Source organism: Moraxella sp. DOX410, assembly GCF_032248735.1.
GTDB classification, from domain to species: Bacteria; Pseudomonadota; Gammaproteobacteria; order Pseudomonadales; family Moraxellaceae; genus Faucicola; species Faucicola tetraodonis.
On the sequence record NZ_CP135138.1, the window covers coordinates 2,195,339 to 2,215,228 of the forward strand.

Annotated in this window: 8 protein-coding genes, 2 tRNA genes and 3 rRNA genes; 5 read left to right on the top strand and 8 right to left on the bottom strand. The window is 45.0% G+C overall.

The features are described 5' to 3' along the window. Positions 1–87: 87 nt before the first annotated feature. From RNZ41_RS09855 to RNZ41_RS09875, 5 genes are all read left to right on the top strand, one after another. Positions 88–2,334, top strand: a complete 2,247-nt coding sequence (locus RNZ41_RS09855) for a TonB-dependent receptor (RefSeq protein ID WP_314027190.1) — start codon at positions 88–90, stop codon at positions 2,332–2,334. A 95-nt stretch (positions 2,335–2,429) separates the two neighbouring features. Beyond that, entirely contained in the window at positions 2,430–4,124 is a 1,695-nt protein-coding gene (locus tag RNZ41_RS09860) for a multidrug ABC transporter permease/ATP-binding protein (RefSeq protein WP_314027191.1), read from the top strand. Between the two features lie 137 nt (positions 4,125–4,261). Beyond that, entirely contained in the window at positions 4,262–6,394 is a 2,133-nt protein-coding gene (locus RNZ41_RS09865; RefSeq protein WP_314027192.1) for a TonB-dependent siderophore receptor, read from the top strand. A gap of 77 nt (positions 6,395–6,471) precedes the next feature. Then, positions 6,472–7,566: an SIP domain-containing protein gene (locus RNZ41_RS09870; protein ID WP_314027193.1), complete on the top strand. Its 1,095-nt coding sequence runs from the start codon at positions 6,472–6,474 to the stop codon at positions 7,564–7,566. 206 nt (positions 7,567–7,772) lie between these two features. Then, positions 7,773–9,869, top strand: coding sequence for a bifunctional 2',3'-cyclic-nucleotide 2'-phosphodiesterase/3'-nucleotidase (locus tag RNZ41_RS09875; protein ID WP_314027194.1), 2,097 nt, complete (start codon positions 7,773–7,775; stop codon positions 9,867–9,869). A 289-nt stretch (positions 9,870–10,158) separates the two neighbouring features. On the opposite strand, the gene rrf is transcribed toward RNZ41_RS09875, so the two are convergent. The 8 genes from rrf to RNZ41_RS09915 all read right to left on the bottom strand — a co-directional run bounded on the left by rrf (position 10,159) and on the right by RNZ41_RS09915 (position 19,420). Further along, positions 10,159–10,272, bottom strand: a 5S ribosomal RNA gene (rrf, locus tag RNZ41_RS09880). A gap of 98 nt (positions 10,273–10,370) precedes the next feature. Next, positions 10,371–13,229, bottom strand: a 23S ribosomal RNA gene (locus RNZ41_RS09885). Between the two features lie 298 nt (positions 13,230–13,527). Further along, positions 13,528–13,603 (bottom strand) — tRNA-Ala (locus RNZ41_RS09890). An 85-nt stretch (positions 13,604–13,688) separates the two neighbouring features. Beyond that, a tRNA-Ile gene (locus tag RNZ41_RS09895) sits at positions 13,689–13,765 on the bottom strand. A 136-nt stretch (positions 13,766–13,901) separates the two neighbouring features. Continuing rightward, a 16S ribosomal RNA gene (locus RNZ41_RS09900) occupies positions 13,902–15,433 on the bottom strand. The 16S, 23S and 5S rRNA genes sit together here with 2 tRNA genes alongside, the layout of an rRNA operon. A gap of 421 nt (positions 15,434–15,854) precedes the next feature. Beyond that, a complete protein-coding gene (menA, locus tag RNZ41_RS09905; RefSeq protein WP_314027195.1) occupies positions 15,855–16,370 on the bottom strand; it encodes a 1,4-dihydroxy-2-naphthoate octaprenyltransferase in 516 nt (171 codons plus the stop codon). Positions 16,371–16,411: 41 nt separating this feature from the next. Continuing rightward, the gene (locus RNZ41_RS09910) at positions 16,412–16,786 is read right to left on the bottom strand and encodes a prenyltransferase (RefSeq protein ID WP_314027196.1); all 375 of its coding nucleotides are present in this window, start codon (positions 16,784–16,786) and stop codon (positions 16,412–16,414) included. A gap of 84 nt (positions 16,787–16,870) precedes the next feature. Further along, positions 16,871–19,420, bottom strand: coding sequence for a Tex family protein (locus tag RNZ41_RS09915; protein WP_314027198.1), 2,550 nt, complete (start codon positions 19,418–19,420; stop codon positions 16,871–16,873). Between the last annotated feature and the right edge of the window lie 470 nt (positions 19,421–19,890).

A 19,890-nucleotide genomic window follows, 5' to 3' on the forward strand; every position in this document is an offset into this window, starting at 1 on the left:
TGCGCTATCATTATTTATTGTAAATAAAAATAATAATTGTTATCATTCGCAAAAATGTTTTATCTATTGTCCTTTGAGTGATTGAATATGCGTTTATCCCTATTATCTTTAGCCGTGCGTTCGGCTTTGGCAGCAAGTACGATTGGCTTATTATCAACCGCGGCGATGGCAGAAGAAGCAAATACCACGGATGCCGCCACAGAAACCCTACTCGATGAAATCGTGGTGACTGCAAGTGCGGATGCATCAAAAACTGGTTTGCCGCCCGCCTATCAAGGTGGGCAAGTCGCCACAGGTAGCCGTATCGGTATTTTGGGTAATAAATCGACCATGGAAACGCCTTTTTCGACCACGGCCTATACCAATGACTTTATTTTAAATAAACAAGCGGATTCTGTTGGCGATATCCTAAAAAAAGACTCAACGGTGCGTGTGGCGCGTGGCTTTGGTAATTTTCAAGAAGCTTATCTGATTCGCGGATTTGTCACCAACTCTGACGATACCATGATTAACGGCTTATACGGCATTATGCCCCGTCAATCTATCGCAAGCGAGCTATTTGAGCGGGTCGAAGTACAACGTGGCGCGAGTACCTTCCTAAATGGCATGGCACCCGGGGGAAGTAATAAAGGGGGCACAGTGAATTTGCTGCCAAAGCGAGCCACTCAAACGCCGATTCGTAAAGTCACTATCAGCAGCGAAAATGCCGAAAACGGTAAAATTGCCCTAGACGTGGGACAACGGTTTGGCGCAAATCAAGCGTACGGTGTGCGTGCCAATGTCGCCTATCAAGACGGCGGTACAGCAGTCGATGATGAAAAAGCCAAATTGGGTTTGGTCGGTTTGGGCTTAGATTATCGCCAAGATAACATGCGGTTATCGGCAGATTTGGGCTATCAAAATAACGAACTGCAAAAAACACGCACCAATGTCACCTTGTCAGGTTTGACCCGTGTACCCAATGCCGCTGATGCCAAAAGCAACTGGTCGCAACCGTGGAGTTATTCAAATGAAAAAGATGTGTTTGGCACATTACGGGCTGAATATGACCTTAGCCCAAATTTGACTGCGTATGGCGCGTATGGCTTTCGTCATGGCGAAGAAGAGAACTCGCTCGCTAACTTGACGGTCACCAATTTAAATGGCGATGGCACCACCTACCGCTTTGACAATGCCCGTGAGGACGACATCAACACAGGCGAAATCGGTATCCGTGGGAAACTGACCTCAGGCAAAATCAACCATAACTGGGTAGTGTCTGGCAATATCTATAAAGCACAGATAAAAGCGCCTTATCAATTTGACTGGCAAAACACGCTGACGACCAATTTATATCACCCAACCTCGTACGCCAAACCCAGCTGGTCGGCGGCGGCGTTGGCAGGTGGCGATATCGACCATCCTACCAAGACAGGCGAAACCACGCTCACCAGTGTGGCATTGGCAGACACCCTAGCCTTCATGGATGATAAACTTCAAGTGACCTTGGGGGCAAGACACCAAACCATTGAAGATGAAAGTTTTGACCCCACCACCCAAACCAGTAATGGCAAATATAAAGAAAGTAAAACCACGCCTGCGTTTGCCCTATTATATCGCCCAACCGATGAATGGTCAGTCTTTGCTAACTATATGCAAAGCCTCAGCAAAGGCGAAACTGCCCCTCTCACCACCACCATTGATGGCGTAACAACTGAGCTGACCAATGCAGGTCAAGCCATGTCACCGTACGTCACCAAACAAAGCGAAATCGGCGTGAAATACGACCGCGGCGTTATCGGTGCAGGTCTCACCGCTTTTCAAACCAACAAGCCGCGTTATACTACCGTTGATACTACCTTTGAAGCGCACGGCAAAAACCAACATAAAGGCATTGAGCTCAATGTATATGGACAACCCACCGCCAATATGCGAGTGCTAGGCGGCGTGACCTTCCTTGATACCCAACAAAAAGACACCGGTAGCGATGCCACTGAAGGGAAGCAAGTTATCGGTGCAGCAAAACACCTGTTGAACCTAGGGCTAGAGTATGACTTACCACAAGTAGATGGCTTAACCTTAACAGGCGATGTCATCCATACCGGCAAACGTTACGCCAATGATGCCAACACCCTAAAAGTCGATGGCTACACCACTGTGGATTTGGGCGCAAGATATAAAACCCAACTTGCTGGTAAAGCAGTCACGCTCAAAGGGGTGATTGCTAACGTCACCGACAAAGACTACTGGTCATCGGTGGGCGGTTATGAAAATACGGCAGGTGACAACGGTGCAGGCTATCTTACCTTAGGTGAGCCACGCACATTGAAGCTGTCAGCGACCTTTGATTTTTAATTTTACCCATTGTTAACGTTTGCCATCGGATGAAGCTTGCTTTGTCCGATTTTTATTTGAGACTGGCTAAAAAATAAAAGCTAAACAGGAAATACATGTTCCCTACTACCATGCCCCTTATGACCCTTATCTGGCAACAGCATCGTATTGCCTTTATCAAAGTCATCTTGCTCAATCTGCTTAATGCCTTGGTGAATGTCGCCATTATCGCCTTTATTAACCGTTTTTTAATCACAGCAGTCGGCACTGATAATCCCCTCTTAGGCAGTTGGCAGATATTAGCGGTATTTTTGGTAGCGATTATGGGTTTATTAGCGACAACGTTTATGTCACAGCTTGCCTTGACTAAGTTAGGGCATCGCTTTGTGTTTGAATTACGTTCGCAACTGATAAAACGTATCTTAGACACTTCAATTGCCCAAGTTGAAAAAATCGGTAGTGCCAAGCTGTTAGCCAGCTTAACTACCGATGTGCAGTCGATTACCGTGGCATTTGTACGCTTGCCTGAGCTGGTGCAAGGGGTGATTATCTGCACAGCGACCGCGGTTTATTTGGGGTTTTTATCCGTGCCAATGCTGCTTGTGGTCATGGGGTGTATTACGCTGACCATTTTTATCAGCAGTAAACTCGTTGGCCATGTGTATGCCCATTTAGCCACATTACGAGAAATCAATGATGCACTGTATCAAGATTATCAAGCGGTGATTGATGGACGAAAAGAACTTGCGTTAAATCGTGAACGTGCCAAACGTCTATTTACCAATGATTATCAACGCCACGCAAGCGACTATTTCAACCATATTGTCAAAGCAGATACTTTTCATTTATCAGCCGTAAGCTGGTCAAATATTATGATGTTTGCCGTAATTGGGGTGATTTATGCCCTAGCCAATATTTATCACTGGGTAGATACCGCCACCGCCACTACGTTTGCCCTCACCGTATTATTTATCCAGTCGCCTTTACTGATGGCGATTGGGGCATTTCCCACCGTGCAAACGGCTAAAGTTGCCTTGGAAAAAATACAGTCATTACAGCTTGCCGACTATAGCCCAGATTTTGATACCCAAATTTTAACCCCAAATTGGCAAGTCATTACTTTTAAAAATATAAATTATCACTATGACAATAGCGCAAATTTTGGCTTAAAACATATCAACTTTACGTTAAAACGGGGCGAAGTGGTGTTCTTAATTGGCGCCAATGGTAGCGGAAAATCGACACTTGCCAAGCTCATCACAGGGTTATATCAGCCTAAACTTGCGGAAAACACGGGTATTTTTATCGATAATCAGCCTGTCGCCTCAGAACATTACCCCCATTATCGCCAGTTATTTTCAGCGATTTATAGCGATTTTTATCTGTTTAACACTGTGATGGGAAACGCACAAAATGCGCCCAATGCTGAGTTAATCGATAATTGGCTAGATATTTTAGCCATCAAAGAAAAAGTCAGCGTCACCGATAACCAACTTAGCGCCACCGAACTTTCGCAGGGGCAGCGTAAACGCCTTGCCATGCTGCTTGCTGTCGCCGAAGAAAAGTCTATTTTACTGCTTGATGAATGGGCTGCCGACCAAGACCCTGCCTATCGCCGTGTGTTTTATCACACTATTATTCCCATGTTGCAAAAAATGGGCAAAACGCTGTTTATTATCAGTCATGATGACAGCTATTTTGAAAAGGCGGATAGATTGTTGATGATGAAAAATGGCGAACTCAGCGAGCTGACCGGTTTGCAACGCGAAAAAGCCAGTCTAGATGCCATTACAGTGATTGGTGAGCATTAAGAATCTATACGACCTGCCCTAAAACCTCGTAACAGCTGATTAAATATAATTGCAAATGAGAATAATTATTGTTATTATTTTCATTACTTTTAACATACTGTAAATTTCTGTAATTATTTATTAGGGCGGGGTCACTTATGCGTTTATCTTTTTTATCAGTAGCAATACGGGCTAGTTTGGCGGTGGGTATTAGTCATATTTTTACCAGTCAAGTGCTGGCAGACGTTGCGACCAATAGCGAAGATGCACCTGAAACCACATTAGATACCTTGGTCATTCGTAGTGATGCTTACCGCACTACCGCTACCAAGACCGCCCTTGACCCCGAAAAAACCCCCATGAGTTATTCTCGTATCGAGCAAGAGACATTGCAGCAACGCCAAGCAGACAGTGTGGCGAGTGCACTGCGTTATGAGCCAGGTGTCAGTAGCGAAAGTCGTGGGACGGTTGGCATCTTTGACGAATATACCCTGCGTGGTTTTAAGAATTATTCCAACTTTTATGACGGGATGCGGCTGCCGTATGATGGAACTTGGAATTTAATGCCCCAAGTCGATGCCTATGCTACCGAAGCCGTGGAAGTACTCAAGGGACCTGCTTCGTCACTGTACGGCTATAATGAACCGGGCGGCATGGTCAATCAAATCGCCAAAACCCCAAAAAACACCCCCGAAAACGAAATTAGACTACGGGCGGGCACCAATAATCTTAAAGAAATCGCCATTGACAGCACAGGTCCTATTAACGATACCACCAATTATCGCATGGTGGCATTAGCCCGTGAAAAAGACGGACAAATGCAAACGACCGAAGAAAAACGGGTGCTGCTCAATCCCTCTATCGAATACAAACCGAGCAACAATATCTCGGTGCTTGCCAATTTGTATTATCAAGATGACCCTCATCAAGTCCCTTCTACCCCACTACCAAGCGTTGGCACAGTGTATAAAGCCAGTTATGGTAAGTTAGACGCGGATGCCTACGCCGGCGATAAATGGAATGATTTTAGTAAAAAAGTCTTTATGCCAAGCGAGACCATCAACTGGAAAATCAATGATTTATTAACCTTTAAACATACCTTGCGTTATACCGATGCCGACGCCCAACAAAAAAACACCTACCATCAAGGCTTTAGCGAAGGCTCAGACAGCAAGCTTATACGCACCGCCTACACGACCGATGAGAAAATGACCAACTGGGCAACCGATAACCAATTGGCTTATAATCTGATTACCGATAATACCTCGCACAATTTGCTATTGGGTGTGGACTATCAAAAAACTGACAGCACGGCTAAGTACGCAGATGCCATGTACAATGACATACCCATTATCGATTTAAGCGATCCTGATTATGATTTATTTAGCAAAACTGCCCTGAGTTTGACAGGCTATCAACAAACCGATGATATTGAGCAAAGTCAATTCGGCGTTTATCTACAAGATGAAATGCAATGGAACAAGCTTACTGTGGTCGCAGGGTTACGCCACGATGACTATAAAAGCACCACCAAAACCACTGCCACAGATAGCGATGCAAAAACCACCGTCAACGAAGCCAACCAAACATCCGGGCGATTGTCAGCCCTGTATCAACTTGACAATGGTTTTGCCCCCTATGTCAGCTACGCTCAGTCATTTCAACCATTATTGGGTGTCAACTATATTACAGGTGAAGCCTTTAAGCCCACCACCGCCAACCAAGTTGAAGTCGGCATAAAATACAACTCGCCAGATAAAGCCACCAAAGCCACGCTGTCTGCCTACGATATCACGCGCAAAAATGACAAGGTCACTGCGATTGACTGGACCAAACAAACCCAAACAGGTGAAACCACGTCAAAAGGTTTTGAAATTTCTGCCGATCATCGTTTCAACGATTGGCTCAATGTGGGTGTCGGCTATGGTTATGTCGATGCCGAAATCACCAAGGATGAGTTTAATCCGCAACTGGTCGGCAATACCCCGCAACAAATTGCCAAGCACAACGCCACACTGTGGGCAAGTATGAAACCCAACGCCAAAACCGCGGTGCAAGTGGGTGTGCGGCACATCGCTGGGATGCAGATTGATAGAGAAAACTCAGATACTTTGCCAAGCGTCACCTTGGTGGATTTGGCTGGTAGTTATCAAATCAACCCCACGTTCGATGTGGGCTTAACGGTCAGTAACTTGTTTGACAAAACCTACGTGGGTAGTTGTTATGACCGCAACAATTGCTGGATGGGCGCAGAGCGACAAGCCAGTGTTAGCTTGACTGCGAAGTTTTAATCAGGTTCATAAATCTAAACAAAGGATTTGTTAACCCAAGTTCTTTCCTTATCGCCCTTTAACAAAAATTACATTCTATGCACCCAGAAAATCTGACTTTATTTGATGACCCCGAAATTGCCAACATCATCGATCACATCAACGAAGACCACGGCGATGATATGAAACACATGGCGTTAGGCTTGCTAAACTTAACCAAGGTTCAGCAAAAAACCTTGCAAAATGCGACCTTGCGCCAAATCTATCAACAAGGCTTGCTGTTGGATTTGCAATTTGCGCAAAACGAGCCGCACTTAGACAATCAGCTTTTGGCATTTAGTGAGCCGACCCAAACCCTTGAAAAATTCAATGACCAATATGTCGCCTTATTGCAGCGCAGTGACCGCAAACAAGGTAAAAAAACGATTGATATTAAGCAGCGTCAATTTTGTCTGCAAAGCGTGGAAGCGGTTAGTCACCATATGTATCGTTTGACAGTGCAAACCGATAGCGATTTATCCGATTTACCGGCAGGTTATGCGTTTTTGTTTGATGTCAAACTACCCGACACCGACCTAAAAAAACACCCCCGCCCCTACCGCTATTATACGCTTCGCAAGGCATGGAAAACCGTGAATGAAAATGGTGAAACGCAAAACCTTGCTTGGATAGATATCTATTGTCATGGAGAAAAAAACGGTGAAATCAGTCTTGGCGAAACCTGGGTAAAATCGTTAAAAACAGGCGATGTTTTTACCAGTGAGCGAGAATTCCCCGAAAAAATCGATCATCTCGGTGTTAATCAGCCACAGGGACAAAGTCTATTAATCGCTGATGAAACCTCACTACCGACCGTAGCCAGACTGTTAGAGCAGTCGCCAATGACCGAGCAGACAATACCGCCGATTGTACTTACCTTTTTGCAAAGCCCGCTAGATTTGGCTTATTTAGAAGACGTTTTAGCCCAGTATCCTGCAACGGTGTTGCCAATTGTGGCGAATGATAACCAACTGCCCCATACGCAGATTTTTACGACACTGCAAGATTTTTTACAACAACATCCTCGCCAAATTGACCACATCTGGGGTGGTCTTGAAGCGACAACAACGAAAAAGCTGCGTTTGCTATTGGATGAGTTATTACAGTTAAGTCGCGATAATAGCGTACTAAAAGTGTATTGGCGAGCAAGCTAAGGGTTATCCTAGAATTGGGCAGACTATCAAATGCGTCTTTGGGTGCGTGGTCATAACAATTGATTGTTTGCGGGGTCGCTTGACGGTAGGCGGCGGGCGGCGAATTTTATGAACCCCTAGCTATTCATCATTTTGTCACGCAACCTTTCTATGATATTTCACAAATTTATCAACGCTCTTATTTGAGCCTAATTTAGTGAGCGATCATGAACTATAAGACCCATCATTATAAAAACCATCATTATAAAAACCATCATTATAAGAATACGCAAATCAAGCGCATTTGCCTTACCACATCCATGATTGTAGCAAGCATGTCACTTGTTGCTTGTAATAACAATGATAATGATAGTAATGACCCTAAACCACAGCAAATCGCTACCAATACGAACCTTAACTTTACTATTCTTGAAACGTCAGATTTACATAATAATGTCATGAGTTATGATTATTACAAGTTGACAGAAGACAAAAGTTTTGGGCTTGAGCGAACCGCAACGCTTATTAATAACGCTCGTAGTGAATCTGCCAATAATATCTTGCTAGATAACGGTGATACCATTCAAGGTAGTGCTTTAGGCGACTATCAAGCAACGGTGAACCCTGTCAAATGCGACGAAACACTGGGCATTTATAAGGTTATGAATGACCTAAAATATGATGCAGGTACGATTGGTAACCATGAATTTAACTATGGGTTGAACTATCTTAATCAAATTACAGGCAGTCAGTTTAATGTTGATGGCATAACCGCAAGTGCCAGTGCTTGTAAAGGACCAGACTTCCCCTTGGTTTTATCCAATGTCATTAGCGCTCGCAATAATCAGCCACTGTTTAAGCCTTATAAAATCATTACCAAAACCTTTACGGCAACCACACCAGAGGGTAAGACGGTTACCGTACCGCTAAAAATTGGTATCATTGGCTTTACCACACCCGGTATTATGCAATGGGACAAAAAATGGCTAGACGGCAAAGTCACCACCGCCGGTGCAAAAGAAATGGCAGAAAAATACGTGCCACAAATGAAAAGTGAAGGTGCAGATGTCATTGTCGCCTTGTCGCATGGGGGTATTGATACCTCACCATACAGCCCAACGATGGAAAACGCCAGTTGGCATCTATCGCAAGTGGCAGGTATTGATGCGATTTTGATGGGACACACACATCAAGTGTTTCCTGATGCTAGTAGCAAAGACACCCGCCTAGACCAAGCAGGTATTGATAAAGTTAATGGCTTGTTAAACAACGTCCCTGCGGTCATGCCAAGTTTTTGGGGCAAAGGGTTAGGGGTCATCAAATTGAATCTAACCTTTGATGGCAAGAAATGGGTCGTCAATAAAAACAATACCAAAGTGGAAGTACGTACTATCCAAAATGCTGATAAAACTTTTGTCGCAGCTAACCCGCGAGTGGCTCAATTAATTCAAGCAGAACATAATGCCACTATTAATTATGTCAAAACCCCAATCGGTACATCCGATTTCTCAATGACTTCTTACTTTGCTGATGTGGGTGATGTGTCAGCGATTCAAGTGGTCAACCAAGCCCAAGCCAATTATATCAGCGATTATATTAACGCCAATTTGCCACAATATAAAGATATCCCTGTCTTATCAGTAAGTGCCCCATTTAAAAGCGGATTTGCAGGGGGTTCAGATTATACGGATGTTGCTCAAGGCAATATCGCCATTAACAATGCGGCTGATTTATACCTGTATCCAAATACCGTGTTTGCAGTAAAAATACAAGGCAGTGACATCAAAAAATGGCTAGAGAATTCCGCCAAACGCTTTAATCAAATAAACCCAAGTCTTACCACACCACAATCGTTAATCAGCACTTTTCCTGGGTATAACTTTGATATGTTTACCTCAGCCGATGTGCAATATGAAATTGATGTGACTAAACCTATCGGTAGCCGTATCCAAAACTTAACCTACAAAAGCAAGCCGATTGAAGACAACGCACCATTTATCATCGCAACCAATAACTATCGTGCATCAGGTCTAAAGGAATACTACAATATCAATAGTACCAATGTAGTTGAATCACCTGATGCCAATCGTGATGTGCTGATTAACTACATCAAAGCGGCTAAGAATTTATCATTAACCAATAATGGTAGCAGTCGTAGCTGGCGGTTTGTCAAAGTAAAAACAGCGGGTCCTGTAACCTTTAAATCGAGTGCAAACAAAATTGACTTTGCCCAAAAAGCAGGATTAACCAATATTAGCGTCGTAAATAATGACGACGGTTCAAATAAAGGCCTGGCAGATTATGCAATAGATTTATCAAACTAATCGCCAAAAAACTTGTATTTTATTTATCGTTAAAAAAAGTGTGGTAGTTGCCACACTTTTTCTTTTTCTATTTTATTAAGCTTTAAAAGGTACAGCGGACAAGCTTTGACATGCCATCCTTCTTACGTTTATACCGGATTTTACGACACTTTTGTTTTGTTGTTTGTTTTTCATAAGGATAGTGTCTCAGGGTTTTCTGTCTCCGACAATATGAAATATAAAAAGTATTGAGAAACTACAATACAAAAAACACCCCCTTACTGATGTAAGGGGGTGTTTTGGAATAGGGAGCTGACGATGACCTACTCTCACATGGGCGAACCACACTACCATTGGCGCATTGGAGTTTCACTTCTGAGTTCGGGAAGGGATCAGGTGGGACCTCCAAGCTATTATCGTCAGCAAAGGGGGATAGAGGAATGAGTTATTTTATAAGTAAAGTATGAGCTATATCAAGCGAGGTGATAATCGTTATTACCTACAAAGCCATTTAGGCGTTGTATAGTCAAGCCAAACGAGCAATTAGTATTGGTTAGCTACACATATCACTATGCTTCCACACCCAACCTATCAACGTCGTAGTCTACAACGGCTCTTTAGGGAAATCTAATCTTAAGGTGGGCTTCCCGCTTAGATGCTTTCAGCGGTTATCCCATCCGAACATAGCTACTCGGCAATGCGACTGGCGTCACAACCGAAACACCAGAGGTTCGTCCACTCTGGTCCTCTCGTACTAGGAGCAGATCCTCTCAAATTTCCAACGCCCACGGTAGATAGGGACCGAACTGTCTCACGACGTTCTAAACCCAGCTCGCGTACCTCTTTAAATGGCGAACAGCCATACCCTTGGGACCTGCTTCAGCCCCAGGATGAGATGAGCCGACATCGAGGTGCCAAACACCGCCGTCGATATGAACTCTTGGGCGGTATCAGCCTGTTATCCCCAGAGTACCTTTTATCCGTTGAGCGATGGCCCTTCCATACAGAACCACCGGATCACTAAGACCTACTTTCGTATCTGCTCGACTTGTGGGTCTCGCAGTTAAGCGCGCTTTTGCCTTTATACTCTTCGAACGATTTCCGACCGTTCTGAGCGCACCTTCGTACTCCTCCGTTACTCTTTAGGAGGAGACCGCCCCAGTCAAACTACCCACCATACATTGTCCTCAGCTCTGTTAAGCTTGAGTTAGAACCCCAACATTACCAGGGTGGTATTTCAAGGATGGCTCCACAGACACTGGCGTGCCTGCTTCAAAGCCTCCCACCTATCCTACACAGGTAAGGTCAAAGTTCAATGTAAAGCTGTAGTAAAGGTTCACGGGGTCTTTCCGTCTAGCCGCGGGTACACAGCATCTTCACTGCGATTTCGATTTCACTGAGTCTCTGCTGGAGACAGCGCCGCCATCATTATGCCATTCGTGCAGGTCGGAACTTACCCGACAAGGAATTTCGCTACCTTAGGACCGTTATAGTTACGGCCGCCGTTTACTGGGGCTTCGATCAAGAGCTTCGCTTACGCTAACCCCATCAATTAACCTTCCAGCACCGGGCAGGCATCACACCCTATACGTCCACTTTCGTGTTTGCAGAGTGCTGTGTTTTTAATAAACAGTTGCAGCGGCCTGGTATCTGCGACTGCCAATAGCTTTGTAGAGCATGTCTACTCACCATCGGCAGCGTACCTTCTCCCGAAGTTACGGTACCATTTTGCCTAGTTCCTTCAGCAGAGTTCTCTCAAGCGCCTTGGTATTCTCTACCTGACCACCTGTGTCGGTTTCGGGTACGATTTCTTTATGACTATCGCTTAGAAGCTTTTCCTGGAAGCAGGGTATTTGCCACTTCGCTGTACAAGTACAGCTTGCTATCAGATCTCATTAATAGTCTAGCGGATTTGCCTACTAAACCTAACTACATCCTTCCACTTGGACAACCATCGCCAAGCTGGCATAACCTTCTCCGTCCCTCCATCGCATCATAAACAAGTATCGGAATATTAACCGATTTCCCATCGACTACGCCTTTCGGCCTCGCCTTAGGGGTCGACTCACCCAGCCCCGATTAACGTTGGACTGGAACCCTTGGTCTTCCGGCGAACGGGCTTTTCACCCGTTTTGTCGTTACTCACGTCAGCATTCGCTCTTGTGATACCTCCAGCATGCTTTACAACACACCTTCACAGGCTTACACAATGCTCCCCTACCACTTAATTGAAACAATTAAATCCGCAGCTTCGGCTCCTAGTTTGAGCCCCGTTACATCTTCCGCGCAGGCCGACTCGACTAGTGAGCTATTACGCTTTCTTTAAAGGGTGGCTGCTTCTAAGCCAACCTCCTAGCTGTCTGTGCCTTCCCACATCGTTTCCCACTTAACTAGGAATTTGGGGCCTTAGCTGGCGGTCTGGGTTGTTTCCCTCTTGACGACGGACGTTAGCACCCGCCGTCTGTCTCCCGGATATCACTCATCGGTATTCGGAGTTTGCATCGGTTTGGTAAGTCGGGATGACCCCCTAGCCGAAACAGTGCTCTACCCCCAATGGTGTTCGTCCGAGGCGCTACCTAAATAGCTTTCGGGGAGAACCAGCTATCACCGAGTTTGATTAGCCTTTCACCCCTATCCACAAGTCATCCCCTGGCTTTTCAACGACAGTGGGTTCGGTCCTCCGGTAACTGTTACGTCACTTTCAACCTGCTCATGGATAGATCACTCGGTTTCGGGTCTATACCCTGCAACTAGACGCCCTATTAAGACTCGGTTTCCCTACGGCTCCCCTATTCGGTTAACCTTGCTACAGAATATAAGTCGCTGACCCATTATACAAAAGGTACGCCGTCACGGAACATGTCCGCTCCGACTGCTTGTATGCACACGGTTTCAGGTTCTATTTCACTCCCCTCACAGGGGTTCTTTTCGCCTTTCCCTCACGGTACTGGTTCACTATCGGTCAGTCAGGAGTATTTAGCCTTGGAGGATGGTCCCCCCATCTTCAGACAGAATTTCTCGTGTTCCGCCCTACTTAATATGCTTCTTATAACCTTTCGAGTACGGGATTATCACCCTCTACGATTGACCTTTCCAAGTCATTCCTCTAAATTATAATCAGTCGGCTCCTCCCCGTTCGCTCGCCGCTACTAGGGGAATCTCTATTGATGTCTTTTCCTCGGGTTACTGAGATGTTTCACTTCTCCCGGTTTGCCTCGTAAATAAATTTACGATACCTGTCTTATGACAAGTGGGTTTCCCCATTCAGATATCGCCGGATCACAGGATATTGCCGCCTCCCCGACGCTTTTCGCAGGCTGTCACGTCTTTCATCGCCTCTGACTGCCAAGGCATCCACCATGTGCACTTCATTACTTGACTATACAACCCTAAAGGGTCGTATAGGTAATGGTAACGATCTTCACCTATGTTTACGCTTGATTCAGTTCTCTTTACTTTTAAGTAATCAGTTATTCCAATCATTTCTTTGGGTCTGATTGGCTGATTACTAAGGTTAATTATCTTCGTTGGAACTTGATAATTAACCCAGACTCATTTCTCTATGTTGTTATTGAATTATCAGACCCTCGTCAGGTCGTGATTTCTGATAAAACAGATTGAAGTAATCTCTTAATACTTACTAAATTACTCTGTCTGCTTTATAACGTTAAGCTAATTATGGTGGAGCCAAGGAGAGTCGAACTCCTGACCTCCTGCGTGCAAGGCAGGCGCTCTACCAACTGAGCTATGGCCCCTGAGCAAGGATCAGCAAAGCATCGCTTTGCCCGAGCGCAAGAGAATTTACGAAGTAAATTCTAAAGCATTTAACCTCTGGTTAAATGGTGGGTCTAATAAGACTTGAACTTATGACCCCTGCCTTATCAAGGCAGTGCTCTAACCAACTGAGCTATAGACCCTGAACGAGGATTAGCAAAGCATCGCTTTGCCCGAGTGCAAGAGAATTTACGAAGTAAATTCTGAAGCCGTAACCCTCGAATTAGCTTATTTATACACAAGAACAACTTGCTGTGAATTCTCACTTAGTGCTTTAGTTAAGGAGGTGATCCAGCCGCAGGTTCCCCTACGGCTACCTTGTTACGACTTCACCCCAGTCATCGACCACACCGTGGTAAGCGCCCTCTTGCGTTAGGCTACCTACTTCTGGTGCAATAGACTCCCATGGTGTGACGGGCGGTGTGTACAAGGCCCGGGAACGTATTCACCGCAGCATTCTGATCTGCGATTACTAGCGATTCCGACTTCATGGAGTCGAGTTGCAGACTCCAATCCGGACTACGATAGGCTTTTTGAGATTAGCATCACATCGCTGTGTAGCAACCCTCTGTACCTACCATTGTAGCACGTGTGTAGCCCTGGTCGTAAGGGCCATGATGACTTGACGTCGTCCCCGCCTTCCTCCAGTTTGTCACTGGCAGTATCCTTAAAGTTCCCGGCTTAACCCGCTGGCAAATAAGGAAAAGGGTTGCGCTCGTTGCGGGACTTAACCCAACATCTCACGACACGAGCTGACGACAGCCATGCAGCACCTGTATGTGAATTCCCGAAGGCACTCCCGCATCTCTGCAGGATTCTCACTATGTCAAGACCAGGTAAGGTTCTTCGCGTTGCATCGAATTAAACCACATGCTCCACCGCTTGTGCGGGCCCCCGTCAATTCATTTGAGTTTTAACCTTGCGGCCGTACTCCCCAGGCGGTCTACTTATCGCGTTAACTGCGCCACTAAAGTCTCAAGGACCCCAACGGCTAGTAGACATCGTTTACGGCGTGGACTACCAGGGTATCTAATCCTGTTTGCTACCCACGCTTTCGAATCTCAGTGTCAATATTATGCCAGGAAGCTGCCTTCGCCATCGGTATTCCTCCAGATCTCTACGCATTTCACCGCTACACCTGGAATTCTACTTCCCTCTCACATATTCTAGCACCACCAGTATCACATGCAGTTCCCAGGTTAAGCCCGGGGATTTCACATGTGACTTAATGAGCCACCTACACTCGCTTTACGCCCAGTAATTCCGATTAACGCTCGCACCCTCTGTATTACCGCGGCTGCTGGCACAGAGTTAGCCGGTGCTTATTCTGCAGGTAACGTCTAATCTAATGGGTATTAACCATTAGCCTCTCCTCCCTGCTTAAAGTGCTTTACAACCAAAAGGCCTTCTTCACACACGCGGCATGGCTGGATCAGGGTTGCCCCCATTGTCCAATATTCCCCACTGCTGCCTCCCGTAGGAGTCCGGACCGTGTCTCAGTTCCGGTGTGACTGATCATCCTCTCAGACCAGTTACAGATCGTCGCCTTGGTGGGCCTTTACCCCACCAACTAGCTAATCTGATTTAGGCTCATCTAATAGCAAGAGCTTGCGCCCCCTTTCACCCGTAGGTCGTATGCGGTATTAATTCGAGTTTCCCCGAGCTATCCCCCACTACTAGGTAGATTCCTAAATGTTACTCACCCGTCCGCCACTAATCATCTCTAGCAAGCTAGATAATCATCGTTCGACTTGCATGTGTTAAGCCTGCCGCCAGCGTTCAATCTGAGCCATGATCAAACTCTTCAGTTTAATCTTTCTATCTATTGTCACCGCGTAGCGGTGTCAATAGATTTAATTTGTTGACTCAATTATTTATACTGTCTTTGCTCAAATAAACTTACGAGTATCTTCACTCTGACAATATAATTAATTAAAGTCTTAATTTTATCGCCCTAAGTGAAAATCCACACAAGTTGTTCTTGTGTTTGTTGTTATTTAGTTCACAACATCATCGGCTGATGTCGTTAAGAAGGTCGCTATTTTAACAGCTTATTTTGTGTTGTCAATAACTTTTTTCTTTAATTTTTTATGACCGCTCAACTTCTATCTATATTAATTTAAGTCGTTGTTTTTACTACAGTTTGTGGCTGTAGTCGCTGCCAGTGAGTGCGTATTATACGCTTTTCTTTTCCCCTGTCAATACCACTACGAAAAGTTTTTTGATTTATTTTCAAATTAGTTTTTTATAGTTAAAGATAAGAATGCTTACACTCATCAATATACTGGTCGCTAGGGTAATTAAGACAATTTTGGCTAGCTCTGGTGCGAGTGCTTTTGAGGGGATATTTTCATCACTATAATGGCGAACCATTTTAAGATGCTTCGCAATCGGAGAGATTAGAACAAGTAGGCTTAATAGATAAAAATTTTGTCGCAAGGTCACAAAGGTAATGAGTAAAAAGTAAGCACCCAACAACATAAACCGATACAGGTGGCTCATGCTTTCTTTGCCTAAGGTGGTGGCAAGGGTATTTTTACCAGCGCGTGTATCTGTGTCAAAATCCCGCATATTGTTAATCATCAATACGCAAGTGCATAGCAGTCCGATCACCACCGCAGCAATAATATCCATCACGCGGATAAATTGTGTTTGTAGGTACACGCCCCCTAGTACATTAACTAAGCCGAAGAATAAAAATACTGCTATTTCGCCTTTGACATTGTACCCATAGGGGTTTTTACCCATGGTATAGGTCACTGCGGCGATAATCGCGATGATGCCCAATGCTAAGAAGGTGAAAAATCGGTCAGACTGTTAAAGCTCAGCCAAAGTAAGCCAATACCGCAGCCGAAAATAAACAGTGCCCAACTTATGATTAATTTCTTGAGGGTCTTGGGGTTGATTGTCCCTTGGGCAGTCTGTCTGTCGAGTCGATGGGCATCAGTACCCCGCATGCCATCGCCATAGTCGTTGGCTAAATTGGATAAAATCTGTAAGCCTAAGGCAACCCAAAGGCTTAGCAAAAAGATTTGCCAATTTTTGCTGTTAAAGCTGCCAATACGGGAGTATGCCAACGCATTGGCTACTATGATGCCAGCCACCGCTAGTGGATAAGTGCGTGGGCGAGTCGCTTGCCAAAATGCTTGTAAAAAATTGACCATCACTCACTCGAAACCTTGTATCACCAATCGCAACATCTAAATGGATTTAGCCATTTAGATGCACGTTTACCAATGATGCGGGGTTTATGTTGATTTTTTTAGACCTGCTTGTGCCAACAACGCACCTAAGCTACCGATTTTTTGCGGTTTGTCGGCTGCTTGGTTTTGCGGTTTAGCGGCTTTATCACTACGTTGGGGTTTGCCCGAATGTTTGGCTGATTTACCGCCGCGCTCGCTATGGTCTGCGTGTTTTTTCGCGGTACCAGCCACTGGTTGGTTGGTATTTTTTGCTTTATCAGCGGGGGCTTTTTCAGCAGCTTTGGCTACCATTGAGGTGTCTGACTTCATGCTAAAGCCCACGCGTTTACGCTCTGCATCCACTGAAATCACGCGAACGGTGACGATATCACCTGGTTTGACGTGATTTAACGGATCGGCGATAAACTCGTTACCCATCTCTGAGATATGTACCAAGCCATCTTGATGGACACCAACATCAACAAAACAACCAAAACTTGTCACATTGGTGACCACGCCTTCAAGCGTCATGCCTTCGGTTAAATCGTTGAGGCTATTGACATCGTCACGGAACTGCGCTGTTTTAAAGCTCGGTCTTGGATCGTGTGCAGGTTTGGCTAATTCTTGTTTGATGGCAGCGGCTTTCAGCGTTGCTTGCTCGGCATCGTTAACCTCATCGTTTGCGGCAGCGATAAGTGAAGCGGTCAGATTGTTAAGCGCTGACTCGTCACCTAGCACATCGTTGAGATTATTGTCAGTTGAAGCCAGCCATTGTTTGACCATCTCGTAGTTTTCTGGGTGTAACCCTGTCGCATCTAACGGCTCATCACCGCCACGAATGCGTAAAAAACCTGCCGCTTGTTCAAAAGTTTTGGCACCCAATCTTGGCACGTTTTTGAGCTGTTCACGATTGGCAAAGGCGCCATGTTCGTTGCGGTAGTTGACAATTTGCTGCGCTACATTGACATTGAGACCTGCGATATAAGATAAAATCGCAGGGCTTGCGGTGTTGACATCTACGCCTACTGCATTCACGCAGTCTTGCGTGACTTTGGTTAAACTATCGGCTAGCTGCGTTTGGTTGACGTCATGCTGATATTGACCCACGCCAATGGCTTTGGGATCGACTTTAACCAACTCAGACAAGGGATCTTGCAAACGACGGGCAATCGATACTGCCCCACGAATGGATACATCAAGCTCTTGTAATTCTTGCGATGCCAGTTCGCTCGCTGAGTACACAGACGCACCAGACTCATTGACCACCACAGGCACGGCTTTGATATCCCCGTTTCCTTGAGCGCTGTTTTCTGCCAAAATTTCTTTGATTAAGGCATCTGTCTCACGGCTAGCCGTACCATTACCAATGGCGATTAAATTCACATGGTGGTTTTTGAGTAAATCGGCAATGGTTTGTTTGGCTTCATCGACCTTATTGTCTGGGGCAAATGGATACACCGTTGCAATCGCAAAACTATCATCGCTGTTTTTGGCAACATGACCTAGGCTATCAACCACGGCCATTTTGACCCCATGACGGATACCCGGATCGACGCCTAAAATCGTTTTTTGACCCGCTGGCGCTGCCATCAACAGATGCTGTAAATTGCTTGCAAACACGTCAATTGCTGCGGATTCAGCCGTTAAGCGTTTTTCTGTGAGCAAACGATGCTCAATATGCGGACGCCATTTGTCCAACCACAGTTTTTTGCCCAGTGACAATAAAAACTGTTGACGGTCACTAGGCTCGGCAGCCGTTAAGTTAAATGCCTGATTAATTTGCTGGATAAATGGCGCATCATCGCCTTCAATCGCAATCGTCAGTACATTGTCTTGGCGACCGCGTAGCATCGCTAATAATCGATGATTGGGTAGACGTGCCAAGCTTTCAGCGTGGTCAAAATAGTCTTTGTATTTTTCGCCGACTTCCCGTTTTTCTTCGCCCACTAGACGGCTATGAATTTGGGCAATTTTACCAAAGCCGACGCGCAGTTTGTCGAGTAGATCAAGCTGCTGTGTCCACTCATCGATAATAATGGCACCGATACCTGATAACTGTTTTTCTTTATCTTCAAAAATTGACGCTTCGGCTTCGCCGTTGTCATCTTGAACAGGCGCTGGCGCTTGATAATCTGATAAGGCTGTCTCTGGGCTTACCGACTCATTTAAAACCGCCAAGGCAATTGGCTCAAGTCCTGCTTCACGCGCTTGGGTTGCCAGTGAGCGGCGACGCGGACGATACGGCAAATAAATGTCTTCTAGCTCAAGTTTGGATGCCGCCTGATTAATGCGTTCACTCAATTCATCGGTTAGCTTATTTTGTGAGGTCAACAGCTCAATGATTTTTTGGCGGCGAATGGCCATATCTCGTTCATAGCTGAGCGATTTTTCCAGACTACGCAATTGTACGTCATCGAGCCCGCCGGTTTGGTCTTTACGATAGCGGGCAATAAACGGAATCGTCGCCCCATCATCATAGAGTTTGACGAATGCCATCATTTGGTTGAGTTTGATACCAAGATTGGCAGCTAATTTTTGATAAATGGCTTGCTGGACTTGCTCAGAGAGTACATCTACCGCTGGATTAGCCGCAATGGCAGTAACGTTTGTAGTCATATTTTTGCCTAACACTTATAAGGATGAACTCATAACTTCAGAGTTCACGCATTATAACAAAACAATACACAAAGATAATAGGTAAACGCTATTTTAACAAAAATCTTTAGTGAATTTTTACCTTGTCAATTATACCCCTGTTGTTAAACTAAAATTTTGCTAACGGATGACTATATAATAGATGACTACCCTATAAGCTAACGTCGCGTTTTTAGCAAAATCACTACAGCAATCGACACATTTCTTTGCTTTAATAACCGCATAACCAAGCAAATTTGACTGAATAATAAGATTGATAATGCTTGCAAGTTGTAACCAATCGTTTCAAAATACCCTTATCAGTCCTTAATAAAAATTTTTATACCCATATATTTTATAACATTGCTTGTCCTAACTATTAATTATAAGGTTCATTTCAACACGCTAATGGAACATATTTAGCGTTTATAAAAACTATGTAGCGAAAACAA